This is a genomic window from Brevundimonas sp. LPMIX5 (genome assembly GCF_003576505.1).
Classification (GTDB): Bacteria; Pseudomonadota; Alphaproteobacteria; order Caulobacterales; family Caulobacteraceae; genus Brevundimonas; species Brevundimonas naejangsanensis.
This window is the reverse complement of the sequence record NZ_QWTZ01000002.1, coordinates 358,270-383,191: the sequence shown is the minus strand read 5'-3', so window position 1 is coordinate 383,191 and position 24,922 is coordinate 358,270. Positions and strand designations below refer to the sequence as shown.

Genomic DNA, 24,922 nt, shown 5'->3' with positions numbered 1-24,922 from the left:
CATTGGTGTAACGGCGGCGTTGGGGGTTTCTGCGCCGCGAACCTGGACGACTGTATGAAACGTATGTTCGCTTACCTCATCGTCGGGGCGATGGTCCTCGGCGTTGTGACAGGCTGGGGCCTGAATCATTTTCTGACGGGGGATCAGGCTTCGGCCGCGGCCTCTAATCTCAACGTGGTGACGGATGTCTTCCTGCGGCTGATCAAGATGATCATCGCGCCGTTGGTGTTCACGACCCTGGTGGCGGGCATCGCCCATATGGAGGACGCCGCCTCGGTGGGGCGGATCGGCGTGAAGACCATGACCTGGTTCATCGGCGCTTCGATCGTCTCGCTGGTGCTGGGTCTGGTGATGGTCCAACTGCTGCAGCCGGGCGCGAACATGCACCTGCCGGAAGCGGTGGCGGCGACGGCCCCGGCGGCCTCGACCGACGCCTTCTCGCTGCACGGCTTCATCGCCCACCTGGTGCCGACCTCGATCTTCGACGCCATGGCCAGGAACGAGATCCTGCAGATCGTGGTCTTCTCGGTCTTCGTCGGCACGGCGGTCGCGGCCCTGGACGACAAGGCGCCGGCGGTGCTGCACTTGGTCGAACAGGCCGCCAGCATCATGCTGAAGGTGACCGAGTTCGTGATGAAGCTGGCGCCCTTCGCTATCTTCGCCGCCCTGGCTTCGACCATCGCCACGCAGGGGCTGGAGATGCTGGGCACCTACGCCAAGTTCGTGCTGGGCTTCTACGGGTCAATGGCGACGCTGTGGGGCCTGCTGTTCGTGGCGGGCGCCGTGGTGCTGGGCAAGCGGGTCGTCCCGCTGTTCCGGGCCATCCGCACCCCGACCCTGCTGGCCTTCTCGACCGCCAGTTCGGAAGCGGCCTATCCCCGTATCCTTGAGGCCCTGCCCAAGGTGGGCGTGCGCCGTCGCATCGTCAGCTTCGTCCTGCCGCTGGGTTATTCGTTCAATCTGGACGGGTCGATGCTCTACTGCACCTTCGGCACCATGTTCATCATGCAGGCCCACGGCGTGCATCTGAGCGTGTCGCAGCAGATCTTCATGCTGCTGCTGCTGATGGTGACGTCAAAGGGCATTGCCGGCATTCCACGCGCTTCGCTGGTGGTGATCATGGCCACCCTGACCTACTTCGGCCTGCCCGAGGCGTGGATCGCCATCGTGCTGGGCGTCGATCACCTGCTGGACATGGGGCGCTCGGCCACCAACGTCGTCGGCAACTCCGTCGCCGCCGCCGTGGTCGCCAAGTGGGAAGGCGAACTGGACGACATTCCCGAAGCGGACAGTCCGGACGGACAGGCGCAAACCGCCGCCGTCTGACGTCGGTTCAGTTCAACAAGGATCAGGGGCGTGGAGAGATCATCTCCGCGCCCCTTTTTCCTGGGCGCCGCCTCTTCGCTCTGCTTTGCCGCAATGGCGGCCAGGTTGACCTCAGCGGCAAGCGGCCTTACTGCGGCGACCGCGTCAGGTCCCTCCGAACGGGGGGTTAAAAGGGAATGGAGTGTGAAACTCCGGCTGTTCCCGCAACTGTAAGCGGCTAGCCCGCGCGTCAAACGCCACTGGCGGCTCGAAGGGTTTCGACCTGATCGACCACTGGGAAGGCGACGCGCACCGGCCTTGATCCGCGAGCCAGGAGACCTGCCTGTCGCCGTCGTTCTCCGCGCGGTCGGGATGTGCCGGGCGGTCGAGGCAACTCGTGTGACGACAGTCTTGAAACCAGCCGCGTCAGCGGCCGCCTTTGCTCGTCAGAGCGCGGTCGGTCGGGCGCGGCGTCGTCATATGGAGAACCGGATTGAACCGGACCGCATTCGCCGCCCTGGCCGCCGCCAGCCTTCTGGCCGCCGCCCCTTCCTATGCAGCGGAAGGCGCTGATCAACAGGCGGCCGCCCCTGACGTGGCGGGCCGCGCCGGCGCGACCGCCGTCGAGGACGTGGTCGTCACCGCCAACCGTTCAGCTCAGCCGATCGAGCGGGTCGGAGCTTCCGTCACCGTCCTGACGCGGGCCGCCATCGAAGCGCGCCAGACGACGGCCGTGGCCGAGCTTCTGGCGCAGACGCCCAGCGTCAATTACAGCCGCAACGGCGGGCCGGGCACCGTGACCAGCCTGCGTATTCGCGGCGCCGAAGGCCATCACACCGTCGTGCTGATCGACGGGGTCAAGCTGAACGATCCGTCCTCGACCCAGGGCGGCTTCGACTTCGGCAACCTGCTGGTTGGCGACGCCGCGCGTATCGAGGTCCTGCGCGGCGCCCAGTCGACCCTGTGGGGCAGCCAGGCCATCGGCGGCGTGGTGAACATCGTCACGACCGAGCCGACGGAAGCCTTCCAGGGCAGCCTGGACGCCGAGGCCGGCGCGCGCGGAACGACCTATTTCCGCGGCGGCGTCGGCGGCGCCAATGAGCGCCTGAGCTGGCGCCTGGCGGCCAGCCGTTATTCGACCGACGGCTATTCGGCCTACGCCACGGGGACCGAGGACGACGGCTATGACAACACCGGCCTGTCAGGTCGGTTGAATCTGAAGATCACCGACGCCGTCTCTGTGGATCTGCGCTCGGTATGGTCCAGCGGACGCGCGGATCTGGACGCCTGGAACGGCGACAGCCGCGATTACGGCAAGACCCAGGAACTGGTCGCCTACGCCGGTCTGAACTTCGACCTGTTGGATGGCCGTTTCCGCAACCGCATCGGCTATGCCCACACCGATACGGATCGCCGCAACTTCAACCCCGACAATAAAATCCAGACCCTGACCTTCGACGCCGAAGGTCAGAACCGGCGCTGGGAATATCAGGGCGCCTTCGCCGTCACCGAGACGCTGAACGCGACCTTCGGCGTCGAGCACGAAAAGTCGGAAATGAAGTCCCGCTCGCTGGGCGACTGGAATCCCAACGCCGACTACGGGCGCGGCGAGGCTGAGCTGAACAGCGTTTATGGTCAGGTTCAGTGGACCGTGCTGGACGGCCTGACCCTGACCGGCGGGCTGCGTTATGACGATCACGCTCAGTATGGCGACAATCTGCTGGGGCAGGTTGCGGCGGCCTGGTCGCTGAACGACGGCGCGACCGTGCTGCGCGCCAGCTGGGGACAGGGCTTCCGCGCGCCGGGCCTGTACGAGCTCTACAGCGAATACGGCAACCTGGATCTGCAGCCGGAAGAGGTCGACAGCTGGGAGATCGGCGTCGAACAGCGACTGTTCGACCGCGCTGTCGTCTCGGCGACCTACTTCCAGCGCGATAGCGACAATGAGATCGACTACGCCAACTGCCTGCCTGGGGACCTTCACCCGATCTGCAGCCAGCCCTACGGCGGCTACTATCAGAACATCCAGAAGGCCGAGGCCAAGGGCGTCGAGCTGATCGGCCGCTTCGACGTGACCGAGCGCCTGCACCTGAACGCCAACTACACCTGGACGGACGCCAAGAACGCCGTCGGCGAAAACGAAGGCAAGCGCCTGCGTCGCCGCCCTGAGCACATGGGCAATCTGGCGGCGGACTACGACTGGGCTTTTGGCCTGAAGACGGGCCTGTCCGTTCGCTACGTCGGCGAGTCGTTCAATGACCTGGAGAACGCGGTGAAGGTCGACGCCTTCACTCTGGTCGACCTGCGGGCTTCCTATCCGATCGACGACAATCTGGAAGTTTATGGCCGGATCGAGAACGCCTTCGACGAGGAATATCAGACCGTGCTGGGCTACGGCACGGCCGGTCGCGGCGTCTTCGGCGGCGTGCGCGTCCGCTTCTGATAAGAAGGCCGGGCCGCCCTGACATCGGGGCGGTCCGGCCGAACCTCTATTCCCGTTCGGCCCAGCGCAGCAGGGGAATAAGCGGCACGCCCCAGCCGATCCCAGCCACGGTGAAGAAGATCAGATCGATCCACCAGGCCTTGGGCAGCAGGTCGTGCACAGTCACGGCCCCCCAGATCCAGAAGATCAGGAAGAACACCACCGCCACGGTGGCGACGAACCGGCGTGCGCGGGGCGCCATCAGCGCTTGTTCCTGAACAGGAAGAAGGCCGCCAGGCCGATGACCGTGGTCACCAGCGACCACAACAGCCATTCCCAGTCCGTCAGTGCGGCGACCGCAAAGACGCGAATGGCCAGAAAGGCGCCGCACGCCGCGCTGACCAGGGCGACCAGGATGACGGCCCCGATGCCTCGGCGTCCCGTTAGAAGGTCGGCGATCCACGCCAGGGCCACGGCGCCGATGATGGCGATGGCGATCTCGATATATTGCACCGACCGGCGCTCCCTGACTGCTGTGCGACGCTTTGGCGAAGAAAGCGACTCGATCTTGCCACGCGGGAGGGGCATATCCCTCGGTTCCGCCGCCTGTGAAGAGGCGGCCAGCATATCGGGGCGAACGGCAGGCGTCGAATGAAGCGTATTGGGGATTTGGATCGCAGCCGCGCTGTGGCGCTGTGGCTGTTTTTCTGCGCGACCTTGGTGTTCGCCATGATCGTGGTCGGGGGGGCGACGCGCCTGACCGGATCGGGTCTGTCGATCACGGAATGGAAGCCCATCATGGGCGCCCTGCCGCCGATGAACCACGCTGACTGGGTCGAGGCGTTCGACAAGTACAAGGCCATCCCCCAGTACACGGAAGTCAACGCCGGCATGAGCATGGCGCAGTTCCAGTACATTTTCTGGTGGGAGTGGGCGCACCGGCTGCTGGGGCGTCTGATCGGCGCCGTCTTCGCCTTGCCCTTCATCGCCTTCCTTGCGTTCCGGGTGATCCCGCGCCGCCTGATCGGCCGCTGCGCCGTGCTGCTGGCTCTGGGCGGCCTGCAGGGGCTGATCGGTTGGTGGATGGTGTCCAGCGGTCTGGCCGAGCGCGTCGATGTGGCGCCGGAGCGGCTGGCGACCCATCTGGGCCTGGCCTTCCTGATTTTCGCCGGTCTGATCTGGACGGGGCTGGAAGCATGGGCCGGCGTGGACGCCAACCGCCCGTCGCGGGCTTGGACCTGGGGCGCGGGACTGCTGCTGGGCGGTGTCTTCATCCAGTGCCTGCTGGGCGGTCTGGTGGCGGGCGCCAAGGCGGGCCTGATCTACACGGACTGGCCGCTGATGAACGGAGCCTTCTTCCCGCCGATCGCATGGGGGCAGGGAGCGCTGGCCTTCCTGCATGATCAGGGACTGGTGCAACTGAACCATCGGATGGGCGCCTATGTGCTGCTGTTCGCCGGCACCTTCTATGCGGTCCAGGCCCTGCGCGGGCGTCTGGACGGCGGGCTGGGCGTCGCCGCGGTCGTCTTTGCGGGCGCGCTGTGGTTCCAGGCGGGGCTGGGCGTCATGACCCTGATCCACGCCGTGCCGGTGACGCTGGGCGTCCTGCACCAGGCCGTGGCGGCGCTGGTGCTGGCGGCGGCGACCGTGAACCTGTGGCTGGTGCGGCGTTCGCGGCCGCGGATGTTTGCGTCCAGCCTGCGCTGAGCCGTCAGCACGGCTGAACAAAAAGGCCGCCTTTCCGGATCGGAGGGCGGCCTTTTCATTTAACGATGCGCGAGGGCGTCAGGCGATCTTCACCCGCGTTGCGGATTCCGGCAGGTCCTCGCCGAAGGCGCGCTGATAGAATTCGGCGATGGTCGGCCGTTCCAGCTCATCGCACTTGTTCAGGAAGGTCAGGCGGAAGCTCAGGGCCAGGTCGCCGCCGAAGATGATGGCGTTCTGGGCCCAGGTGATGACCGTACGGGGCGACATCACGGTCGAGATGTCGCCGTTCATGAAGGCGTTACGCGTCATGTCGGCGACGCGGACCATGGCGGCGATCTGACGGCGGCCGTCCGGCGTGTCGTACTCGGGCGCCTTGGCGGCGACGATTTCGGCTTCCACGTCGTGGTCGAGATAGTTCAGCGTGGTGACGATGTTCCAGCGGTCCAGCTGGGCCTGATTGATCTGCTGGGCGCCGTGATACAGGCCCGTGGTGTCGCCCAGACCGACCGTGTTGGAGGTAGCGAACAGGCGGAACCATTTGTTCGGACGGATGACCCGGTTCTGGTCCAGCAGGGTCAGGCGTCCCTGCGCCTCCAGCACGCGCTGGATGACGAACATCACGTCGGGGCGGCCCGCGTCATATTCGTCGAACACGAGGGCGACCGGGCGTTGCAGCGACCAGGGCAGGATGCCCTCGCGGAACTCGGTGATCTGCTTGCCGTCCTTCAGGACGATGGCGTCCTTGCCGATCAGGTCGATCCGGCTGACGTGGGCGTCCAGATTGACGCGCACCATCGGCCAGTTGAGGCGGGCGGCGACCTGCTCGATGTGGGTCGACTTGCCGGTGCCGTGATAACCCTGGACCATCACGCGGCGGTCGTGGGCGAAGCCCGCGCAGATGGCGAGCGTCGTCTGCGGATCGAAACGATAGGAGTCGTCGATCTCGGGCACATGGCTGTCGCGCGTTTCGAAAGCGGGCACGACCATGTCGGAGTCGATGCCGAATGCCTCCTTCAGCGTGACCTTGCGATGCGGTTCCAGCGTGACGAGCGGGTCGGGGGAGGCGTCGAGCGGAGAGGTCATGGCCATCCACCTAGCGCCCTCGCGCGCGCGGCTCAACACGCGCGAGGGGCCGGATTGATTATTCGCGCTGGGCCGGCCGCATTATTCCGCCGAAAGGGCGACCTCGACATTGCCGCGCGTGGCGTTGGAGTAGGGGCAGACCTGATGCGCCTTGTGGGTAAGGTCGTTGATAACCGCCTCGTCCAGTCCGTGGTCCGTGACCTTCAGCGTCACATCCAGGTTGAAGCCTTCGCCGCGGGTGTTCTTGCCGAAACCTATGCCTGCCTCGACCTTGGTGTCCGGCCCGACAGGCGTCCCCGCCTTGCCTGACACCAGACGCAGGGCGCCCAGGTAGCAGGCGGCGTAGCCAGTCGCGAACAACTGCTCGGGGTTGGTTCCGTCGCCGCCCTTGCCGCCCATTTCGGTCGGTACGGACAGGCGGACGTCGATCTTGCCGTCGTCGGTGGCCGAGCGGCCCTCGTCGCGGCCTCCGCCGGAAGCCGTGGCGTGGGCGCGGTACAGGATTTCCATGAGACAGACTCCGTGGGCTGTGAAGGGGCTGAAGCTGTCTCAACGCCTCTCAGAAACAACGGTTCTGTGATTCGGAATATCCACAGCTCGATGTTAACAATTGCCGCATCGCTCCCATCGGGGAGGGGCTGAGATGACCACGCTGCCGCAGTTCTTCTGCTATGTGTACGACGCGCCCGGCCGGACGCCTCAAATGCTTGCGCTTGAGGCCGACACCTTCCTTGAGGCGATCCGCGAGACCCGTCGGGTGATGCGCGGCGAAAGCGGCGCCGACGTCTTCGCGGAAATCTGGGACTCGTCTCAACAGGGCGGGCAGGTCACGCGTGTCGACGCCGCTCCCGGCGGCGCGGGCCTGCTTCGGTCCATCAGGCGTAACCGGCCTTTTTCAAGGTCTTCCAGGCCTTGATGACGCTCTGAAGCTTCATTTCCGCTCCACGGTCGCCGCCGTTGGTGTCCGGGTGGAAGCGTTTCAGCAGCTCATGATAGCGGGCCTTCACGGCGGCCTTGTCGGCGCCGGGCTCCAGGTTCAGGTCGGCCAGGGCGGCGCGTTCCAGCCGCCCCATACGCTGCTCGGGGGCGGCGGCGACCGGCGCTTCCTGGGTTCTGCGTCCGAACAGGCCGAAGCTGTCGCGCCATGAACCGGCGCCTGAGTTGTTGTTCGTGCCGAACTTGGCTGCAAAGGCGGCGGCCTCGCGCGTCTGGGGCCCGGCCTTCATCTGCCAGGTCGGCCGTCCGCCGGTCATGGCCTCGTTTTCCTGCGCCGCGCGAATCTGGCCCTCGTTCATGCCGGCGTAGAAGTTCCAGCCCTTGTTATACTGCCCGGCATGGCTCTGACAGAAATCGTAGAACTCATTGATCTGCTCGCGCGACTTGGGGGCCTTGGCCGTCGCCGGGCGCGAGCAGTCAGGCCACTCGCAGCGTTTCTCGCCGGGCTTCAGGTGCAGGACATCGGCCTCGGCCTGTTCCTCCTCGGGCCGGGGGGGCTTCACGCGGATATCGGTGAAGCGAGGCTTGTATTGAAAAGACGCAGACATCCTCCGAAGTGTAGGGCTGATTTGGACGGCTTCAAGGAATGACCATGTCGAACGGCCCTGTAGCGACGATTATCCGTGAAAAACTGGCTGCGGCCTTCGCTCCGAGCCTGATTGAGCTGGAGGACGACAGCTGGAAACACGCCGGTCACCACCACGAAGGGGGAATCGACGCCCAGGACGGCGGGGAAAGTCATTTCCAGCTGCGGATCGTTTCGGCGGCTTTTGAAGGCATGAATCGCGTCGCGCGGCAGCGGGCGGTCAACACCGCGCTGAAAGCCGAGCTCAACGGCCCGGTCCACGCCCTGTCGATCCGCGCTCAGACGCCGGGCGAAGCCGGGACCTGATATTCACCGATTTGAGATTACGTAGTTCTCCTCATTCACATCCTCTTAGAACATTTGGCCATAGCGTCCGCTCCCGAAGAATATTTGCAGCGAGCGGGGGCGTCGCCATGGTGGGTTCAGAAGGCATAGGGAAGGGGCTTGAGAGCCAGGAGGCCGGCAGCGCCGCCCAGGCCCTGTCCGCCATCCTGCAGACCCACTATCTCCGCTATCTGATCATCACCAGCTGGGCCGTTGGGCTGATCGCGACCGTGGGTCTGCTGTATGGCCTGTTGTGGTTCGCTGGCACCCTCGCCGCGGGGGCTCTGCGCGGCGTCGTTGAAAAGCGGATCAGCCGCAGTCAGAATGCTGAAGCAGGCTGGGGTAAGGTGTTCCCCATTGTCGGCGCCGTGACCACGGCGGCTTGGGCGGCGGCGCCGCTTATGGCGTGGTTCTCGCCCTCGCTTTTCGGCCGCGAACTGGCCATCGCCCTGCTGATTTCGGGCTATGTGCTCGTGTTCGCCCAGCTGCGCAGCTCGCCTAAACAGGCCATCGTGATTTCATCGCCCTATGGCGTCGCGGCGGCCATCATTGCTGTGACCCTGATCGGCGATCCGGCCTTCTGGCCCTTCGTCATGTTGGCGCCGTTCACGGCGGCCTCCCTGTTCGTCCTCGTGACGATGACCATGCTGCGCGAGGAACGCATCCGCGCCTTCCAGGAGCATCAGGCTCATCTGATCGAAGAACTGGAAGCGGCTCGGGACAAGGCGAACGCCGCCAACGAGGCTAAATCCAACTTTCTGGGTGTCATTTCTCACGAGCTGCGCACGCCGATGAACGGGGTGCTCGGCGCGGCCCAGTTGTTGAGCGCGACGCGGCTGGACGGCGCCCAGCGCGAATATCTGGCGATCATCCGCAACTCCGGCGACAATCTGCTGAGCCTGCTGAACGACATCCTCGACATGACCAAGATCGAGGCGGGGCGGATGAATTTCGAGTCCATCGACATCCAGCTGGACGACCTTCACCGCCGCATCGTCGGTCCCTTCGAGGCGCAGGCCGAGGCCAAGGGGCTGAGGTTCGTGTCCGAGTTTGAGGGCGATACGCCTGCCGTCGTGCGCGGCGATCCCCTGCGTGTCTGTCAGGTGGTGCAGAACCTGCTGTCCAACGCGGTGAAGTTCACTGAGAGCGGCGAAATCCGCTTTGTGACGCGAAGCCGCCGTATCTCCGAGCGCCGCGTGGCGTTCGAGTTCGCGGTGCACGACAGCGGCGCAGGGATTTCAGAAGGCGACATGGATCAGTTGTTCCAGCCCTTCACCCAGATCGACGCTTCGTCGACACGACGCTTCGGCGGCACGGGTCTGGGCCTGACGATTTCGCGGCGCCTGGCCAACATCATGGGCGGCGACATCACGGTGCAGTCTCAGGTCGGCTCGGGTTCGGTCTTCACCTTCGCTGTCGAGGGCGAGGTCGTCTGCTGGGAAGATGAGGCCGCTCAGGCCGACGCGGATGCCGATAGCATCGAACCGGACGGCATGAAGGTGCTGGTCGTGGAGGATCACCCGGTCAACCGCATGATCCTTGAGGCGTGGATGGGCTCGACCGGACGCCGCACCACGACGGCGGAGAACGGCCAGGAGGCGGTCGATATCGCCCGTCATCAGGCCTTTGATCTGATCATCATGGACGTGAACATGCCGATCATGGATGGTCTGACGGCGACCCGTCTGATCCGCGAAGGCGGCGTCAATGCTGAGACGCCGATCGTCGTCCTGTCGGCTTCGGCCCGGAACGAGGATCACGAGGCGGGCATGGCGGCGGGCGCCGACGCCTATCTGAACAAGCCGATTGATTTCCGCAGCCTGGCCAGCCTGATGGCCCAGGCCAAGGGCGGTCGGCCCGCGCTGCAAGTGCTTATCGAGAACGAGGCCGCCTGACGGTTACGGAAACGCTTGCGAGGTTCGGCGTTGCATAAGGCTACGCCCGAATCTCAGGAGCCGAGTTGCGCCGTTTCGCCGAACTGCTTGATCGACTGTCGCTTACCGCGTCGCGCAAGGCGAAGCTGGTTCTCCTGCGCGACTACCTCCGCGCCACCCCGGATCCGGATCGCGGCTGGGCGCTGGCGGCGCTGACCGGCGACCTGGCGTTCTCTGCAGCCAAACCGGCGATGATCCGTAAGGCGGCGGAGGCGCGGGTCGACCCTGTTCTGTTCGGCTGGTCCTACGACTATGTGGGCGACCTGGCCGAGACGGTCGCCCTGATCTGGCCGTCCGATCCCGACCATCGCCCCAACCGCGAGCCGTCGCTAGGCGAGGTCGTGGACGCGCTTCAGGGCGCAGGACGACAGGAAGCGCCCCGTCTGATCGAAGGCTGGCTGAACGCGCTGGAGCCCAAGGGACGCTGGGCGTTGTTGAAACTGGTCACAGGCGGTCTGCGCGTCGGCGTATCGGCGCGCCTGGCGCGCACCGCCGCCGCCATGATGCGGCCCGACGCCGTCAGCCAGCCGCCGAGGCCGGAAGGCGGCGAACAGGCCGCCGTTCTGCCGCCAGTCGACGTGGCCGAAATCGAAGAAGTCTGGCACGGTCTTACTGCGCCCTATGGCGACCTGTTCGCCTGGCTGGAAGGGCGGGGCGAGCGCCCTAGCGCCGAGGCTCCCGGCCGCTTCCGTCCCGTCATGCTGGCGACCGCTCTGGATGAAGCGATTGATGTGGCCCGTCTGGATCCGACAGACTTCCTGGCCGAGTGGAAATGGGACGGCGTGCGGGTTCAGGCGGTGCGCGAAGGCGGGGTGACGAGGCTTTATTCCCGCACCGGCGATGACATTTCTGCGGCGTTTCCCGATGTGGTTCAGGCCCTGGCCTTTTATGGCGCTGTAGATGGCGAACTGCTCGTCGTGCGCGATGACGCTGTCGCTCCGTTCGGCGACTTGCAGCAGCGGCTGAACCGCAAGACGGCCAGCGCGCGATTGGTGCAGGACTATCCGGCGGCCATCCTGGCCTACGACCTGCTTGCCGACGGCGCGCAGGATGTGCGCGCGCTGCCGTTGACCCAGCGTCGAGAGCGGCTCGAACGACTGGTGGCGGGGCATACGGGCGACCGGTTGGCGCTGTCGCCGCTGCTGACCCACGCGACATGGGACGATCTGGCGGCTTTGCGGGCCGATCCGCCGGTCGGCGCCGCTGCAGAAGGTCTGATGCTGAAACGCCGCGACAGCCTCTATGTCGCCGGTCGCCCGAAAGGGCCCTGGTTCAAATGGAAGCGCGACCCCCACGTCATCGACGCGGTGCTGATGTACGCCCAGCGCGGCCACGGAAAGCGGTCCGGCTTCTACTCCGACTACACCTTCGGCGTCTGGACCGACGAGGGCGCGCTGACGCCGGTCGGCAAGGCCTATTTCGGCTTCACCGACGAGGAACTGAAACAGATCGACAAATTCGTACGCGACCATACCACCGATCGGTTCGGCCCCGTTCGCGCGGTCCGCGCCGAACGGGATTTCGGCCTGGTGCTGGAGATCGCCTTCGAGGGACTTCAGCGCTCGACGCGGCACAAATCGGGCGTCGCCATGCGCTTTCCCCGGGTCAGCCGCATCCGCTGGGACAAGCCCGCGCGTGAGGCGGATACGCTCGAGACGGTGCTCGACCTGCTGGACGCCATCGAGCGCGGCGGCGGTCGGGTCAGCGCAGGTGAAAAAGCTTGAGCATCGGGGTTCCAATCGGCTCCACGTGCGTTAGACCCGGTTCATGCTCATGAATTTCCTGCATAGTCCCGTCGTACTGTCCGAGCCTCTGGCTCAGGCGATGGCCGCCGGCGAGCAGAGGCTGAGCATGGACGCCGCTATCCTGGCCAAGGCTATGGATCTGCTGGGCGATTTCGCTGTCAACCTGGCCATTGCGGCGATCATCTTTGTCCTGACCCTGCTCGCCGCCCGCTGGGCTTCGGGCGCGGCGCGGAAAATTTTGGGCCGGACGCGGCTGGTGAGGCGCGATCCCACGGTGCTGGCCTTCATGGTGCAGATCGTGCGGGTGGTGGTCATCATCATCGGCATGATCGCCGTACTGCAGCGCCTGGGCGTGCAGACGACCTCGATCATCGCCGTTCTGGGCGCTGCCTCGCTGGCGGTCGGCCTGGCCCTGCAAGGGACGCTGTCGAATGTGGCGGCGGGGGTGATGCTGCTGATCCTGCGTCCTTACCGCGTGGGCGAGGCCATCGACGTGGGCGGCGCCTCCGGCACGGTGCAGAAGCTTGATCTGTTCACCACCCAGCTGACCAACGCCAACAACCACAAGATCGTCATTCCGAATTCCAAGGTGCTGAGCGACGTCATCGTCAATGTAACGGGGCAGCGGACGCGCCGCATCGAGATCAACTTCACCGTGGGCTACGGTGAAAACCTGAAGGACGCCTGTGCTGTTCTGGCGTCGGTCGCCAAGGTGAACGACAGGGTCCTGAGGGACCCGGCGCCGTGGACCGGCGTCACGGGTCTGTTGGACAGCGCGGTCCAGATCACCCTGCACGCCTGGGTCAACAACGCCGACTGGTGGCAGACCCAGTCCGACCTGATGCAGGCGGGCAAGGAGGCTCTGGACGAGGCCGGTATCGAGATTCCCTTCCCGCACCAGGTCGAGGTGCCGGCGAAGGACGCCAAGTTTGCGCGGGTCGTCATGGCCCCGCTACAGAATGATGCGGCTCAGGACGGACTGTCGGGCCAAGGGGGAGAGTGATCCGTGCGTTTTGATTTCGGCTCGGACAATACGGCGGGCATGGCGCCTTCGGCGCTGCAGAGCCTGATTGCGGCCAATACGGGGTTCACGCGGGCCTATGGGGCGGATGAGACTTCGGCGCGGGCCGCTGATCTGATCCGTCAGACGCTGGACGCCGACGCCGAGGTGCGCTTCCTGTTCAGCGGCACGGCGGCCAACGCCATCGGCCTGTCGATGCTGGCGCGCCCGTATGAGGCGGTGCTGGCGCACCACGCAGCCCATATCTGCACCGATGAGACCGGCGCGCCTGGCTTCTTCGGCCAAGGCGTCGGCCTGATCGGTCTGCCCGGCTATTCGGGCAAGGTCGACGTAGCGGCGCTGCACGCCGCTCTGGAAGAGCCGGTCGTCGGTCACCGCCAGCCTGCCGCGGCGCTTAGCCTGACCCAGGCGACGGAGTACGGCGCCGTCTATTCCGAGGAAGAGCTTCGCCACCTGATCGAACCGTCCAAACGGGCGGGGCTGGGCGTCCATATGGACGGGGCGCGGCTGGCCAACGCCGTGGCGGCGGGCTTCGACCCCAAGGATATCGCGCGGCTCGGCGTGGATATTCTGTCGTTCGGCGGCGCCAAGGCGGGCGCCCACTGCGTCGAGGCGCTGGTGATCTTCGACAAGAGCCTGACGCGGCGGATCGACAACCGGCTGAAACAGGCTGGGCAGACGGCGTCCAAGGGCCGGCTGCTGGCGGCGCCGCTGTTGGGTCTGCTGGAAAGCGGCGACTGGCTGTCGGGCGCCGCCCACGCCAATCTGATGGCCCAGCGCCTGGCCGACGGCATCGAGGCCCGGACGTCTTTCGTTCTCGCTCATCCGGTAGAGTCCAATGCGGTCTTCGTGCGGATGCCGGACGAGGCGCATCAGGCGCTGAACGCCGCCGGTTGGGCCTGCTATCAGTTCGACGATGGTTCGGTGCGCTTTGTCTGTTCATGGGCGACCGAAGAGGCGGCGGTGGACGCCCTCATCGACGCCGTGGCGAGCCTGAGCTGAGGTGGCGCTCCGGTTCCGCCTCGATGGCATGACGACGGCGGAGCGCGGCGATGCGGGGTGAGCGCTCGGGACGGCGCGGCGATGTCGCGACCAAGGCCATGAACGCCGGGGTCGATGCCTCTCAACAGGAGGCGCCGCCGACACTGGAGGCGCTGAAGAGCCTGATCGGCGTGGTGGCGCGGTCCGGCGCACCGCAACTGCCGTGGCGCGTGACGGGCGCGATTTTGCTGACACTGGCGGGCAAGGGGCTAGGCGTTCTGGCTCCGCTGGTGCTGGGCGCGGCGGTCAATCATCTGGCGGCGGATCAGGGTCCGGCGGCGTCTGTGGGGCTGGGTTTCGCCGCCTTCGCCGTGGGCTGGGCCCTGGTCCGTTTCCTGTCAGCGGCGACGCCGCAGTTGTCGGACGTCGTGTTCGCGCCGGTGCGCGCGGCGGCCCAGCGCAAGACGGCGGCCGAGACCTTCGCCCACGCCCTCAGCCTATCGCTCGACTTTCACCAGACCAAGCGGTCCGGCGCCCTGTCGCGGGTGATGGATCGGGGATCGCGCGCCGTCGACTTCCTACTGCGCATCCTGATGTTCAACCTGGGGCCGACGGTGCTGGAGCTGGTGCTGGCGGCGGCGGTGCTGGGCGGCAAATACGACTGGCGCTTCGGCGCGGTCGCGGTGGCGGTCGTGCTGGTCTATGCGGTCACCACCTTCGCTATGGCCAACTGGCGGCTGGAACACCGGCGCGCCATGAACGCCGCCGACAGCGAGGCGGCGGGCCTGTCGGTGGACGCCCTGCTGAACTATGAGACGGTCAAGTCGTTCGGCGCCGAAAGCCGCGCGGCCGAGGCCTATGACCGATCCCTGTCGACCTATGTTCAGGCCTCGCTGAAGGCGAACACCTCGCTGGCCGCGCTGAACCTGATCCAGGGCCTGATCATGAACGTCGGCCTGGGCGTCATGGCGGTCATGGCCGGGTTCGAGGCGGCGGCCGGGCGCATGGGACCGGGCGATGTGACGGCCGCTGTGCTGATCATGATCTCCCTCTATGCGCCGCTGAACATCCTGGGCTTCGCCTATCGAGAAATCCGACAATCCTTCATTGACATGGAGGAGATGCTTAAGGTGACGCGCCAGGCGCCGCAGGTGGCCGACGCGTCCGACGCGGTGGCCCTGACCCGGCCTGAAAGCGGCTGCGGCGCCGAGATCGTCTTTGATCATGTGGGCTTCCGGCACGACGCGCGGGCGGCCGGGCTGGACGACGTCAGCTTTGTCACGCCCGCCGGCACGACGACCGCTTTGGTGGGTCCGTCCGGCGCCGGTAAGTCGACCATCGTCAAACTGGCCCTGCGCCTGCTGGACCCGCAGGAAGGCGCGGTGCTGATCGACGGTCGGGATGCGCGCGGCCTGACCCAGGCGTCCCTGCGTTCCGCCGTGGCCCTGGTGCCGCAGGACGTGGCCCTGTTCAACGACACCATCGCCGCCAACATCGCCTTCGCCCGGCCCGATGCGGACGAGGCGGCGATCTGGGCCGCAGCCGAGGGCGCCGAATTGGCCGACTTCATCCGCGGCCTGCCCGAAGGCATGGAGACCCGCGTCGGGGAGCGGGGTCTGAAGCTGTCAGGCGGCGAGCGCCAGCGCGTCGGCATCGCCCGCGCCCTGTTGGCCGACCCCTGCATCCTGATCCTGGACGAGGCGACCAGCGCGCTCGACAGCCGCACCGAGGCCGCCATTCAGAAGACGCTGCGCAAGGCGAGGGCAGGGCGCACGACCCTGGTGGTGGCGCACCGACTGTCCACCGTGGCCGACGCCGATCAGATTCTGGTGCTGAAGGCCGGCCGCATCGTCGAGCGCGGGGCGCACCATGAGCTGGTGGCGCGTCAGGGCGGAGAATATGCGGCCCTGTGGCGCAAGCAGACGCGGGGCGCCAGGACGCAGGCGCCTCAGACCTGATCCGGCTTTAGCCCTTGGCGCCGCCGGGGACCTTGGCCTTCAGCACGTCCTTGAGACTCTCCAGCACCTGGGCGCGGGCGTCGTTGGCCTCGGCCGGCAGTGTCAGCAGCAGGCGCAGCGCCTGGGCGTGGACGGTGACGATGCGCCAGTCGAAGCTTTGATCTTCCGGCGCCGCGTCGATCAGATCGCACAGGTTGGCGGCGGCGGTGCAGATGTCCTTCATCTCGAACGGCCCGGCCGCATCGATCACGGCGCTGGAGCGAGCATAGGCCTGATCCAATGCGGCGGAGGCTTCGTCCGTACTGGAGGGCGGCTTCATGCCCGCCAAGGCGGACACCTGTTCCTCGATAACCTCTCGGCTGCGGGCCTCATACTCGGCCAGATTGGCGTGCGCTTGCTTCAGCGCGGTTCCGACGCTGACGCCGCCGGGCTGGTCGATCAGGGTCGACAGGCGCGAGCGACGGCGATTGTGCGTGATGACGGTCATAATTCTATCGAGCCTCTGCGCTGGGCTTCGAATTGCGCTTTGCGAATCTCTTCGGAACGACGCTCGGGACCGGGCCAGGGTTCCTCTTTGAAGCGACGGTCCGGGCCGAAATAATCGCCGACCTCCAGGAAGGGGCGCGTATCCTTCGCCACCCAGACGATGCGTTCCAGCAGCACCCCGGCGCTGAACGGCTTGGTGATCAGGAAGTTGGCCCCGCAGTCGCGCGCCTCAGACACCTTGGAGCGGCGAACGTGGGCGGCGGTCATGATGACGGGCGCATAGGCGTTCGGCTCCAGCCCCGAGCGACGCAGCCAGCGCACGAACTCATAGCCGCTCATGCCCGGCATTTCGCAGTCGACCAGGATCAGATCGACCGGATGCGTCTGCAGAATCTTGATGGCCTCGGCGGCTTCGGCGCAGGTGTGGCGCACCTTGATGCCGAAACCCAGCAGCGCCTGCGCCGTCAACTCCATCGCGAAAGGGGAGTCGTCGACGACCATCGTCATCGCCCCATCGAAGTTGAAGACCGCGCTTTCGCGCAGGGTTTCGCCGACCCCGTTCATGCCGCGCATGGGAGCCTCGAATCACGCATCACTGAGCCTTGGACGAATCGCATCGGCGCAGCTTCGACGCCGAGGAGCCGCCTGGCAACGGCTCGCTGCGTTCGATCAGCCCAGACGGCCGATGGCGTAGAAACGGTCGGCGCGCTGCTTCTTCAGCTGTTCAGCCGACAGGCCGGACATGGCCTTCAGTTCTTCTTCCAGAACCTGACCGACGTTCTGAATGGCCTTTTCGCGGTCGGCGTGGGCGCCGCCCAGCGGCTCGGGGATCACGCGATCGACGATCTTCAGCTCGATCAGGTCCGGCGCCGTGATCTTCATGGCGTTGGCCGCGTCCTTGGCCCGCGAGCCGTCGCGCCACAGGATGCCCGCTGCGCCTTCCGGCGAGATGACCGAATAGATGGAGTGCTCCAGCATCAGCACCCGGCTGGCGGCGGCGATGGCGATAGCGCCGCCCGAACCGCCTTCGCCCGTCACCGTGGCGATGGAGGGCACGCCCAGCGTCAGGCCGCGCTCGGTTGAGCGGGCGATGGCCTCGGCCTGGCCGCGCTCCTCGGCGCCCAGACCCGGATAGGCCCCGGCGGTGTCGACAAACGTCAGGACCGGCAGGCCGAACTGCTCGGCCATGTCCATCAGGCGGACGGCCTTGCGATACCCCTCGGGGCGGGCCATGCCGAAGTTGTGGGTGATGCGGGTCTGGGTGTCGTGGCCCTTTTCATGGCCCATGATCACGACCGGCTGGCCGCGGAAACGCGCCAGACCGCCCAGGATCGCCTGGTCGTCGCCGAACTGACGGTCGCCGTGCAGTTCCACGAAGTCGGTGAACAGGCCGTCGACGTAGTCGATGAAGTGGGGACGCTGCGGGTGGCGCGCGACCTGGGTGCGCATCCACGGGTCAAGGTTGGCGTAGGCCTTCGTACGCATGGCGTCGGCCTTTTTGCGCAGGGCGGCGATCTCGGTCTCGAACGATCCGCTGGTCGGCGCCAGCAGCGACAACTCGGCGATCTTGGCGTCCAGTTCGGCGATCGGCTTTTCGAATTCGAGATAGTGCGTGGCCATTAGGCGTCCGTGAGGAGGAAGCGCGCATTGCGCTACGGAAGGCGGCGGAACCTAGAGCGCGGAACGCTTCGGAGCAAGCGCGGGTTCAGTCGTCCTTCGCCAGAGGATGGTTGGCGTGAACCACCTGGGACAGGCGGTCAGTGGCGACGTGGGTATAGATCTGGGTGGTCGAGATGTCGGCGTGGCCCAGCAGGGTCTGGACCACGCGCAGGTCGGCGCCGCCTTCCAGCAGGTGGGTGGCGAAGGCGTGGCGCAGGACGTGGGGGCTAATGCGGGCCGGATCGATCCCCGCGGTGATGGCCGCCTGATCCAGCAGTTGGGCGAAGCGGCGCGGGGTCAGATGGCCGCTTTTGCCGTGGGAGGGAAACAGCCAGGCGCTGTCGGGCGTGTTCGGCTTGCGCGCGGCGTCGCGGGCGTCGAGCCAGGCCTTGATCGCCTCACGCGCGGCGGTGTTGAGGGGCGCCAGCCGTTCCTTGCCGCCCTTGCCGCGCACGATCAGATAGGCCGGATCGCGCCGCACGGCCTCGACCTTGAGCGCCAGCAGTTCGGAGACTCGCAGGCCCGAGGCGTAGGCCATCTCGACCAGGGCGATCAGGCGCAGGCCTGCTGCGCTGTCTGCGGCGCCGGCGGCGGCCAGCAGGGCCTCGATCTCGTCGCGACTCAAGGTCTTGGGCAGGCTGCGGCCCTGTCTGGGCGCGTCGAGGCGGCGCGAGGGATCGTCGGGCCGCCAGCCTTCGCCCAGGGCGAAGCGGTAGAACTGGCGCACGGAGGCGCGGCGGCGTGCGGCGGTGGCGGCCGACAGCCCGCGCCGCGACAGATCGGCGAACCACGCCTCCAGCGCCTCCTGCGGCGCAGCCATAAGTCCCCCGGCGTCGCCCAGCCAGGTCTCCGCGTCCGCCAGGTCCCGGCCATAGGCGGCCAGCGTATGGGGCGAGGCGTCGCGCTCGACCGCCATCATCTCTAGGAACGCTTCGATCTGCGGTGTCATGCCGTGTCAGGTCGTCTCTTCTGAGGTGTGGAGCCGGGCGGCGTCTCGTGTAGAGGGTATACGGACCATGCCTTCCGACGCCTCGCCTGATTCCTTCCCGCTGTCTTCGGTCCGCACCATAGCCCTGGTGGGGCTGATGGGCGTCGGGAAATCGACGGTGGGGCGGAGGCTGGCTCAGAGACTGGGCCTGCCGTTCGCCGACGGGGATCAGGTGATCGAGGAAGCGGCGGGCATGACCGTCAGCGAAATCTTCGCGTCGCGCGGCGAGGCCGAGTTCCGGGCGGGCGAGGCGCGGGTGATGCGCCGCCTTCTGGAAGGGCCGCCGATCGTGCTGGCGACCGGGGGCGGCGCAGTGCTCAACCCCGACACGCGCGCCTTGATGAAGCAACACGCCGTCAGCGTCTGGATGCGGGCCGATCTGAAGGTGATCGCCGAACGTGTAGGCCGGCGCGATACGCGCCCCCTGTTGCGCGGACGCGATCCGCTGGTTGCGCTGAACGAGTTGGCCAAGGCGCGCTACCCCATCTACGGACAGGCCGATGTGACGGTCGATGTGGGCGGCGGCTCGCACGGTCAGGCCGTGGACGCCATTCTGAAACAGTTGCGCCGGTTCGGGCGGCAGGAGACCAAGCGATGACGACGACGATCCCGGTCGCAGGCGGCGCTTTCGCCCCCTATGAGGTCGTTGTCGGGCGGGGCCTGCTGAAGGCGGCGGGCGCCGAGGTCGCGGCGCTGAAGCCCACGCGCGCCTTCATCGTCAGCGACGAGACGGTGGCGGCCATCCACGGCGAAACGGTGCGCGCGTCTCTGGCGGCGGCGGGGCTGGCGACGGGGCTGGTGACGGTTCCGGCGGGCGAGGCGTCCAAGTCGTTTGAACAGCTTGAGGCCGTTCTGGATCGACTGCTGGCCGAAGGGCTGGATCGAAAGAGCATGGTCGTCGCCCTGGGCGGCGGCGTGGTGGGCGATCTGGCCGGCCTGGCGGCGGCCCTGTTCATGCGCGGAGTCGATTTCGTGCAAATTCCGACGACCCTGCTGGCTCAGGTGGATTCCTCGGTCGGCGGCAAGACGGCGATCGATACCCCGCGCGGCAAGAATCTGATCGGCGCCTTCCACCAGCCGCGTCGGGTGCTGGCCGACATCGAGGCGCTGGCCACCTTGCCGGTCCGTCAGGTGCGCTCGGGCTGGGCCGAGGTGCTGAAGCACGGCCTGATCTGCGACGCGGCCTTCTTCGACTGGCTGGGCGACACATCGCCTTCTGGGGGCGCAGCAGGAGCGAAGGGCGATCCTGACGCTCTGGAACGGGCGGTGATCCGCTCGGTCGAGATCAAGGCCCAGATCGTCGGCGAGGACGAGAAGGAGGCGGGCCGCCGCGCCCTGCTGAACCTGGGCCACACATTCGGTCACGCCCTGGAGGCCGAACTGGCTTTCGGCGAGACCCTGACACATGGCGAGGCGGTGGCGCTCGGCTGTGCTATGGCCTTCCGCTATTCGGCGCAGCAGGGTCTGTGTTCGGTGTCCGAGGCTGATCGCGCTGAGGCGGGCATCCGCGCGGCGGGCCTGCCGACGCGGCTGTCGGACATCGACCATCGCTTCGCCGCCGACGCCCTGATCGGGCGGATGGCGGGGGACAAGAAGGCCGAGGGCGGGCGCCTGACGCTGATCCTGGCGCGGGCCGTGGGCGACGCCTTCACCGACAAGAATGTGAACGCCGAGGCGGTGCGCGCCTTCCTGATCGGAGAGGGCGCGGCGTGAACCTGCCGCCCGTCGTCCTTGAAGACGCCTTCGTCCGGCTGGAGCCGTTCACCGAGGCTCTGAAGGATGATGTGAGGGCGGCGCTGGATTGCGATCGCGACGCCTGGAACGGCATGGTTGGGGCGGCCTATGGGCCGCATTTCGACGGCTGGTGGGAGGCGGCGAGGAAGGCGATGGCGACGGGATCGCGCATCGCCTACGCCGTGCGGCGGCGCAGCGACGGCGCTGTCGTCGGCACAACCAGCCTCTATGAGATCAGGCCCGAACACCGGCGCTGCGAGATCGGCTCGACCTTCTACCGGCCGGAGGCGCGCGGCGGCGCGATCAATCCGGCCTGCAAGCGTCTGTTGCTGGACTACGCCTTCTCGAACGGGGCGATCCGGGTCGAGATCATCACTGACGCCCTGAACGCCGCCAGTCAGGCGGCCATACGCAAGCTGGGCGCGACCCACGAGGGCGTGCTGCGCAAGCACAAGACCACCTGGACGGGCCGGGCGCGCGATACGGCCCAGTTCGCCATCCTGGACGACGACTGGCCCGAGGTGCGGCGGCGGCTGGACGAGCGGCTGGCGGCCTTGGCCTAATCCACCGCCCGGCACTCGGTCGGTTCGCGGTCGCCGGCGCTCCATGTCGCCATGACGCCCTTGCCGCGCAGTTCATAACCCGAGGCGCGATACCAGATCCCGTCGGCGGCGCGCTCCTGATACAGATCGACCGCTTCGCCGTTGGAGTTGCGCACGGTCGCCATCTGGCGCGGATTGTCGAAATCGACCGAAAGCCGCTCAGAGTTGTTGCACAGGTAGACTGCATGGACGACGCGGTTCAGGGCGCGGTCCTGAAGCTCGGCGCCGGTGCGGCGACGGGCGGTTTGGGCCTCGACGGCCCGCTGGCGCACCGTATCGCTGTCGGTCGGCGCCTCGCGGGGCTCCTGCCCGCAGGCTGACAACAGAACGAGGGCGGAAACGGCGACGGTCGGCCATAGGATGCGGGTCGGCAATGGAGGCCCTCTCAAGGTCAAGCTTGGAGCTTCAACGCCCGGTGTCGCCCGGCGTTCCTGCCCGGGGTTTCCGCCGTGAACGGAAGAAGCCGCGCAGCATCTCGGCCGCAGGGTCGGCCATGACGCCGCCCTCAGTCTGCGGCCGCCAGTGGCAGGTCGGCTGGTCGAAGAAACGCCCGCCGTGGAGCACGGCGCCGCCCTTGGGATCGTCGGCCCCCCAGACCACCCGGCCGATGCGGGCGTGGCTGATGGCGCCCGCGCACATGGCGCACGGCTCCAGCGTGACATAGAGAGTCAGGTCCGTAAGGCGATAATTCTGCAACGTCGCCGCCGCATCGCGCAGAGCGATGATCTCGGCATGGGCGGTCGGATCATGGGCTGTGATGGGCCCGTTTTGCCCGCGCCCAAGCACTTCGCCGGTGTTTTCGTCCACGATCACGGCCCCGACCGGCACCTCGCCAGCCTCAGCCGCCGCTTGCGCCAGATCGAGCGCCATGCTCATGAACCGCTCATCATGGATCGCCATCCCAAAGACAACGACAAGAAGCCCCGCTCCCGTCAAGACGACGGCGCGCGCGGTCCCCGTAATTTCGCCGACAAGGGCCCGCGAAAGCCCTTCGACAAGGACGGCAAGCCGGGCGGGAAGCCCCGCGACCGCGCCGAGGGCCGTTCCGGCGGCAAGCCTGCACCCGAAGCCAAGGCGCCGGAACGCACCGAACGAATCGCCAAGGTCATGGCCCGCGCGGGCATCGCCTCGCGCCGCGAGGTCGAACGGCTGATCGGTCTGGGCAAGGTGGCGGTGAACGGCCGCATCCTGGCCACGCCCGCCGTGCTGGTGAAGCGCGACGACAAGATCACCGTCGACGGCAAGCCGATCGGGGCGGCCCAGGCCACGCGCGTCTGGCGCTATCACAAGCCTGCGGGCCTGATCACCAGCCACAACGACCCGGCGGGCCGCCCCAATGTGTTCGACGCCCTGCCCAGCGGTATGCCGCGCGTGATTTCGGTCGGCCGTCTTGATCTGGCGACCGAAGGACTGCTGCTGCTGACCAATGACGGCGAACTGAGCCGGGCGCTGGAGCTGCCGGACACGGCTCTGGTGCGTCAGTACCGCGCCCGTGCGCGCGGCCGCATCACTCAGGAACAGCTGGACAAGCTGAAGGACGGCGTGGTCGTCGACGGCGTCCGCTATGGCCCGGTCGAGGCCACCATCGACAAGGCCAAGGAAAAGGCCGAGGGCGAGAAGTCTTCGGCCAACCTGTGGCTCAGCGTCCAGATCACCGAGGGCAAGAACCGCGAAGTCCGTAAGGTGCTGGAAAGCGTCGGCCTGACGGTTAATCGCCTGATCCGCCTGGCCTATGGCCCGTTCCAACTCGGCACCCTGCCGGTCGGCGCGGTCGAGGAAGTCGGCCCGCGCGTGATCCGCGAGATGCTGGCCGAGCACATCCGCCCCGAGAACCTGCCCACCGGCAATACGGTCGAGACGCTCGCTCCGACGCCCGGCCGCCGCACCGGCGCTCCGATCGTACGCGGCAAATCGGGTTCAGCCATGTCCGACCCGTCGCGCAAGCCCAGCCGCGTACGCGCCGCCGAGACGGCTGCGGAGGAGGGCGCTGAGTTCGGCAAACCCGCCAAGAAAGAAGGCTGGGCCAAGGCCAAGCCCAGGTTCGAGCATTCCAAGAGCTTCAAGCCGCGCGCCCGTCCGGGCGAGGGGGAAGGCGCCGGGAACGACGACCGCCCGCGCCGCCCGTTCAAGCCGCGTGAACCGCGCGCCGACCAGTTCATCGACGACCGTCGCGGCCCGCCCAAGGGCGGTCGCCCCGGCGGCAAGCCCGGCGATAAGCCTTTCGGCCGTTCCGGCGGCGCAGGCGGGCGTTCCGACGCGCGTCCCAACGACCGCTTTGGCGAGCGGTCGGGCGACCGGCCCGGCGGACCTCGCGGCGAGGGTAGGCCTTTTGGAAGCAAGCCGTTCGGGGGCAAGCCCTCTGGCGGCAGACCCTTTGGCGGCAAGCCTTCGGGCGGCGGCGGTCGCGGCGGCCCGCGCGGACGCGGCTGATCCATGCGCATCGTAGCGGGTAGCCTTAAGGGGCGCGCCATCGTCACGCCCGAGGGGCAGAACACGCGCCCGACCTCGGATCGGGCGCGTCAGGCGATCTTCAACGTGCTGGAGCACGCCCCCTGGGCCGAGGGCCTGCATGAGGCGCGGGTGATCGACCTGTACGCCGGTTCGGGCGCGCTGGGGTTCGAGGCTCTGTCGCGCGGGGCGGCCTTCTGCCTGTTCGTGGATACGGACGACGGCGCGCGCGGCGCCATTCGTGAGAATATGGACGCCTATGGTCTGTTCGGCCGGTGCCGTGTGCATCGGCGCAGCGCAACTGACCTGGGGCCGCGTCCCGGTTCGGCGGGCGAGGCCTTCACCCTGGCGTTTCTGGACCCGCCTTACGCCAGGGGACTGGGCGAACAGACGCTGGCGCGCTTGCTGGAGGGCGGCTGGCTGGCGCCGGGCGCCATCGTGGTCTTCGAGCGCGGCTCGGACGAGCCCGAGATCGACACGCCCGGCTATGAGCGGTTGGACGCGCGCGACTATGGCGCCGCGCGCGTCCTGTTCCTCAGGGCGTCAGAAGCCTCGGCCTGAGGTCCGGTTGTCGGCCCGGCTGCGCAGGCGGCTGAGGCCGTCGCGGTTGACGACATAGGGGCCGCCATTGCGGGACTTGATGACGCCCTTGCGCTTCAGGCTGCGCCATTGATCAAGGTTGCAGCTGTCCAGCACCCAGCCTTCGCGGGTGAAGCAGCGGGCGGCCAGGATGCGGCCCTGTTCGTCGCGTTCCAGCAGGATGCGACCGCCCTGGGCGAGGGCGTGGAGCGTGCGTTGCTCCGCACGTGACAGGTTCATGGGATTGAGATTTCCAAGGCATGAGAAGACACGCGCCCGGCGCAAGGCTGCGCGGGGCGGGCTCAGGAGGCCTCGGGACGATCAGCGTCCGGGCCTATGCCGTGGCTACAATCTCAAACATGGT

27 protein-coding genes and 1 riboswitch are annotated in these 24,922 nt (G+C 67.2%); of the genes, 15 read left to right on the top strand and 12 right to left on the bottom strand.

Features of this window, described 5'->3' with window-relative positions:
- Positions 1–54: 54 nt before the first annotated feature.
- Positions 55–1,326, top strand: coding sequence for a dicarboxylate/amino acid:cation symporter (locus D1604_RS02875; RefSeq protein WP_119412105.1), 1,272 nt, complete (start codon positions 55–57; stop codon positions 1,324–1,326).
- 129 nt (positions 1,327–1,455) lie between these two features.
- Positions 1,456–1,666: riboswitch (cobalamin riboswitch) on the top strand.
- Between the two features lie 132 nt (positions 1,667–1,798).
- Entirely contained in the window at positions 1,799–3,748 is a 1,950-nt protein-coding gene (locus tag D1604_RS02870) for a TonB-dependent receptor plug domain-containing protein (RefSeq protein ID WP_119412104.1), read from the top strand.
- Positions 3,749–3,794: 46 nt separating this feature from the next.
- On the opposite strand, the gene D1604_RS02865 is transcribed toward D1604_RS02870, so the two are convergent.
- A complete protein-coding gene (locus D1604_RS02865) occupies positions 3,795–3,989 on the bottom strand; it encodes a DUF2842 domain-containing protein (protein WP_119412103.1) in 195 nt (64 codons plus the stop codon).
- Positions 3,989–4,240 (bottom strand): hypothetical protein, encoded by a 252-nt coding sequence (locus D1604_RS02860; RefSeq protein ID WP_025977221.1) that lies wholly within the window; start codon positions 4,238–4,240, stop codon positions 3,989–3,991. The genes D1604_RS02865 and D1604_RS02860 overlap by 1 nt, the downstream gene beginning before the upstream one ends.
- Before the next feature lie 138 nt (positions 4,241–4,378).
- On the opposite strand from D1604_RS02860, the gene D1604_RS02855 reads away from it, so the two are divergent.
- Entirely contained in the window at positions 4,379–5,434 is a 1,056-nt protein-coding gene (locus tag D1604_RS02855; protein WP_119412102.1) for a COX15/CtaA family protein, read from the top strand.
- Positions 5,435–5,512: 78 nt separating this feature from the next.
- Here D1604_RS02855 and cobS read toward each other — a convergent pair whose 3' ends face one another.
- The gene (cobS, locus tag D1604_RS02850) at positions 5,513–6,523 is read right to left on the bottom strand and encodes a cobaltochelatase subunit CobS (RefSeq protein WP_199683639.1); all 1,011 of its coding nucleotides are present in this window, start codon (positions 6,521–6,523) and stop codon (positions 5,513–5,515) included.
- Positions 6,524–6,598: 75 nt separating this feature from the next.
- Positions 6,599–7,027 carry an organic hydroperoxide resistance protein gene (locus D1604_RS02845; RefSeq protein WP_119412101.1) on the bottom strand — a complete coding sequence of 143 codons (429 nt, stop codon included), beginning with the start codon at positions 7,025–7,027 and terminating at the stop codon, positions 6,599–6,601.
- A 133-nt stretch (positions 7,028–7,160) separates the two neighbouring features.
- Here D1604_RS02845 and D1604_RS02840 point away from each other — a divergent pair, with 133 nt between their 5' ends.
- Positions 7,161–7,433: a hypothetical protein gene (locus tag D1604_RS02840; RefSeq protein WP_024352646.1), complete on the top strand. Its 273-nt coding sequence runs from the start codon at positions 7,161–7,163 to the stop codon at positions 7,431–7,433.
- On the opposite strand, the gene D1604_RS02835 is transcribed toward D1604_RS02840, so the two are convergent.
- Positions 7,393–8,061 carry a J domain-containing protein gene (locus D1604_RS02835; RefSeq protein WP_119412100.1) on the bottom strand — a complete coding sequence of 223 codons (669 nt, stop codon included), beginning with the start codon at positions 8,059–8,061 and terminating at the stop codon, positions 7,393–7,395. The genes D1604_RS02840 and D1604_RS02835 overlap by 41 nt on opposite strands.
- 44 nt (positions 8,062–8,105) lie before the next feature.
- Between D1604_RS02835 and D1604_RS02830 the strand changes: the two genes are divergently transcribed.
- The 6 genes from D1604_RS02830 (at position 8,106) to D1604_RS02805 (ending at position 16,062) form a co-directional block, all read left to right on the top strand.
- On the top strand, positions 8,106–8,405 hold the full coding sequence (locus D1604_RS02830; RefSeq protein WP_233551821.1) for a BolA family protein: 300 nt from the start codon (positions 8,106–8,108) through the stop codon (positions 8,403–8,405).
- Positions 8,406–8,512: 107 nt separating this feature from the next.
- The gene (locus tag D1604_RS02825) at positions 8,513–10,318 is read left to right on the top strand and encodes a response regulator (protein WP_024352649.1); all 1,806 of its coding nucleotides are present in this window, start codon (positions 8,513–8,515) and stop codon (positions 10,316–10,318) included.
- A 65-nt stretch (positions 10,319–10,383) separates the two neighbouring features.
- Entirely contained in the window at positions 10,384–12,081 is a 1,698-nt protein-coding gene (locus D1604_RS02820; RefSeq protein WP_119412098.1) for a cisplatin damage response ATP-dependent DNA ligase, read from the top strand.
- A gap of 43 nt (positions 12,082–12,124) precedes the next feature.
- Entirely contained in the window at positions 12,125–13,105 is a 981-nt protein-coding gene (locus tag D1604_RS02815; protein ID WP_119412097.1) for a mechanosensitive ion channel family protein, read from the top strand.
- 3 nt (positions 13,106–13,108) lie between these two features.
- Entirely contained in the window at positions 13,109–14,125 is a 1,017-nt protein-coding gene (locus tag D1604_RS02810; protein WP_119412096.1) for a threonine aldolase family protein, read from the top strand.
- Positions 14,126–14,175: 50 nt separating this feature from the next.
- A complete protein-coding gene (locus tag D1604_RS02805) occupies positions 14,176–16,062 on the top strand; it encodes an ABCB family ABC transporter ATP-binding protein/permease (protein ID WP_119412095.1) in 1,887 nt (628 codons plus the stop codon).
- Between the two features lie 7 nt (positions 16,063–16,069).
- Here the strand turns inward: D1604_RS02805 and D1604_RS02800 are convergent, their stop codons facing one another.
- The 4 genes from D1604_RS02800 to D1604_RS02785 all read right to left on the bottom strand — a co-directional run bounded on the left by D1604_RS02800 (position 16,070) and on the right by D1604_RS02785 (position 19,156).
- Entirely contained in the window at positions 16,070–16,549 is a 480-nt protein-coding gene (locus D1604_RS02800) for a chemotaxis protein CheE (protein WP_119412094.1), read from the bottom strand.
- Positions 16,546–17,121, bottom strand: coding sequence for a response regulator (locus tag D1604_RS02795; RefSeq protein ID WP_024352655.1), 576 nt, complete (start codon positions 17,119–17,121; stop codon positions 16,546–16,548). The genes D1604_RS02800 and D1604_RS02795 overlap by 4 nt, the downstream gene beginning before the upstream one ends.
- A 96-nt stretch (positions 17,122–17,217) precedes the next feature.
- Positions 17,218–18,168: an acetyl-CoA carboxylase carboxyltransferase subunit alpha gene (locus D1604_RS02790; RefSeq protein WP_003166956.1), complete on the bottom strand. Its 951-nt coding sequence runs from the start codon at positions 18,166–18,168 to the stop codon at positions 17,218–17,220.
- An 85-nt stretch (positions 18,169–18,253) separates the two neighbouring features.
- Positions 18,254–19,156, bottom strand: a complete 903-nt coding sequence (locus D1604_RS02785) for a tyrosine recombinase (RefSeq protein WP_119412093.1) — start codon at positions 19,154–19,156, stop codon at positions 18,254–18,256.
- 67 nt (positions 19,157–19,223) lie between these two features.
- On the opposite strand from D1604_RS02785, the gene D1604_RS02780 reads away from it, so the two are divergent.
- Genes D1604_RS02780 through D1604_RS02770 form a run of 3 tightly spaced genes read left to right on the top strand, consistent with a single transcriptional unit; the run spans position 19,224 to position 21,492 of the window.
- Positions 19,224–19,793, top strand: a complete 570-nt coding sequence (locus D1604_RS02780; RefSeq protein ID WP_119412092.1) for a shikimate kinase — start codon at positions 19,224–19,226, stop codon at positions 19,791–19,793.
- On the top strand, positions 19,790–20,908 hold the full coding sequence (gene aroB, locus D1604_RS02775) for a 3-dehydroquinate synthase (RefSeq protein WP_119412091.1): 1,119 nt from the start codon (positions 19,790–19,792) through the stop codon (positions 20,906–20,908). Before D1604_RS02780 ends, aroB begins: the two co-directional genes overlap by 4 nt.
- Entirely contained in the window at positions 20,905–21,492 is a 588-nt protein-coding gene (locus tag D1604_RS02770) for a GNAT family N-acetyltransferase (protein ID WP_119412090.1), read from the top strand. The genes aroB and D1604_RS02770 overlap by 4 nt, the downstream gene beginning before the upstream one ends.
- Here D1604_RS02770 and D1604_RS02765 read toward each other — a convergent pair.
- Together D1604_RS02765 and tadA are read right to left on the bottom strand one after the other, a co-directional pair.
- Positions 21,489–21,905: an MliC family protein gene (locus D1604_RS02765; RefSeq protein WP_119412089.1), complete on the bottom strand. Its 417-nt coding sequence runs from the start codon at positions 21,903–21,905 to the stop codon at positions 21,489–21,491. The two genes, D1604_RS02770 and D1604_RS02765, sit on opposite strands and share 4 nt — an antisense overlap.
- A 31-nt stretch (positions 21,906–21,936) precedes the next feature.
- Positions 21,937–22,407, bottom strand: coding sequence for a tRNA adenosine(34) deaminase TadA (gene tadA, locus D1604_RS02760; protein WP_373561200.1), 471 nt, complete (start codon positions 22,405–22,407; stop codon positions 21,937–21,939).
- 12 nt (positions 22,408–22,419) lie between these two features.
- On the opposite strand from tadA, the gene D1604_RS02755 reads away from it, so the two are divergent.
- Together D1604_RS02755 and rsmD are read left to right on the top strand one after the other, a co-directional pair.
- The gene (locus tag D1604_RS02755) at positions 22,420–23,961 is read left to right on the top strand and encodes a pseudouridine synthase (protein WP_119412088.1); all 1,542 of its coding nucleotides are present in this window, start codon (positions 22,420–22,422) and stop codon (positions 23,959–23,961) included.
- A gap of 3 nt (positions 23,962–23,964) precedes the next feature.
- Positions 23,965–24,540, top strand: a complete 576-nt coding sequence (gene rsmD / locus D1604_RS02750) for a 16S rRNA (guanine(966)-N(2))-methyltransferase RsmD (protein WP_119412087.1) — start codon at positions 23,965–23,967, stop codon at positions 24,538–24,540.
- On the opposite strand, the gene D1604_RS02745 is transcribed toward rsmD, so the two are convergent.
- The gene (locus D1604_RS02745; RefSeq protein WP_119412086.1) at positions 24,523–24,798 is read right to left on the bottom strand and encodes a YjhX family toxin; all 276 of its coding nucleotides are present in this window, start codon (positions 24,796–24,798) and stop codon (positions 24,523–24,525) included. The genes rsmD and D1604_RS02745 overlap by 18 nt on opposite strands.
- Between the last annotated feature and the right edge of the window lie 124 nt (positions 24,799–24,922).

Bases quoted from the DNA above. Each gene is read 5' to 3' on its own strand.
- D1604_RS02875 (WP_119412105.1), top strand. From the start codon at position 55: ATGAAACGTATGTTCGCTTACCTCATCGTCGGGGCGATGGTCCTCGGC.
- D1604_RS02865 (WP_119412103.1), bottom strand. From the start codon at position 3,989: ATGGCGCCCCGCGCACGCCGGTTCGTCGCCACCGTGGCGGTGGTGTTC.
- D1604_RS02855 (WP_119412102.1), top strand. From the start codon at position 4,379: ATGAAGCGTATTGGGGATTTGGATCGCAGCCGCGCTGTGGCGCTGTGG.
- cobS (WP_199683639.1), bottom strand. From the start codon at position 6,523: ATGGCCATGACCTCTCCGCTCGACGCCTCCCCCGACCCGCTCGTCACG.
- D1604_RS02845 (WP_119412101.1), bottom strand. From the start codon at position 7,027: ATGGAAATCCTGTACCGCGCCCACGCCACGGCTTCCGGCGGAGGCCGC.
- D1604_RS02840 (WP_024352646.1), top strand. From the start codon at position 7,161: ATGACCACGCTGCCGCAGTTCTTCTGCTATGTGTACGACGCGCCCGGC.
- D1604_RS02835 (WP_119412100.1), bottom strand. From the start codon at position 8,061: ATGTCTGCGTCTTTTCAATACAAGCCTCGCTTCACCGATATCCGCGTG.
- D1604_RS02830 (WP_233551821.1), top strand. From the start codon at position 8,106: ATGTCGAACGGCCCTGTAGCGACGATTATCCGTGAAAAACTGGCTGCG.
- D1604_RS02825 (WP_024352649.1), top strand. From the start codon at position 8,513: ATGGTGGGTTCAGAAGGCATAGGGAAGGGGCTTGAGAGCCAGGAGGCC.
- D1604_RS02815 (WP_119412097.1), top strand. From the start codon at position 12,125: ATGCTCATGAATTTCCTGCATAGTCCCGTCGTACTGTCCGAGCCTCTG.
- D1604_RS02805 (WP_119412095.1), top strand. From the start codon at position 14,176: ATGCGGGGTGAGCGCTCGGGACGGCGCGGCGATGTCGCGACCAAGGCC.
- D1604_RS02800 (WP_119412094.1), bottom strand. From the start codon at position 16,549: ATGACCGTCATCACGCACAATCGCCGTCGCTCGCGCCTGTCGACCCTG.
- D1604_RS02795 (WP_024352655.1), bottom strand. From the start codon at position 17,121: ATGCGCGGCATGAACGGGGTCGGCGAAACCCTGCGCGAAAGCGCGGTC.
- D1604_RS02790 (WP_003166956.1), bottom strand. From the start codon at position 18,168: ATGGCCACGCACTATCTCGAATTCGAAAAGCCGATCGCCGAACTGGAC.
- D1604_RS02785 (WP_119412093.1), bottom strand. From the start codon at position 19,156: ATGACACCGCAGATCGAAGCGTTCCTAGAGATGATGGCGGTCGAGCGC.
- D1604_RS02780 (WP_119412092.1), top strand. From the start codon at position 19,224: ATGCCTTCCGACGCCTCGCCTGATTCCTTCCCGCTGTCTTCGGTCCGC.
- aroB (WP_119412091.1), top strand. From the start codon at position 19,790: ATGACGACGACGATCCCGGTCGCAGGCGGCGCTTTCGCCCCCTATGAG.
- tadA (WP_373561200.1), bottom strand. From the start codon at position 22,407: ATGAGCATGGCGCTCGATCTGGCGCAAGCGGCGGCTGAGGCTGGCGAG.
- D1604_RS02755 (WP_119412088.1), top strand. From the start codon at position 22,420: ATGGATCGCCATCCCAAAGACAACGACAAGAAGCCCCGCTCCCGTCAA.
- rsmD (WP_119412087.1), top strand. From the start codon at position 23,965: ATGCGCATCGTAGCGGGTAGCCTTAAGGGGCGCGCCATCGTCACGCCC.
- D1604_RS02745 (WP_119412086.1), bottom strand. From the start codon at position 24,798: ATGAACCTGTCACGTGCGGAGCAACGCACGCTCCACGCCCTCGCCCAG.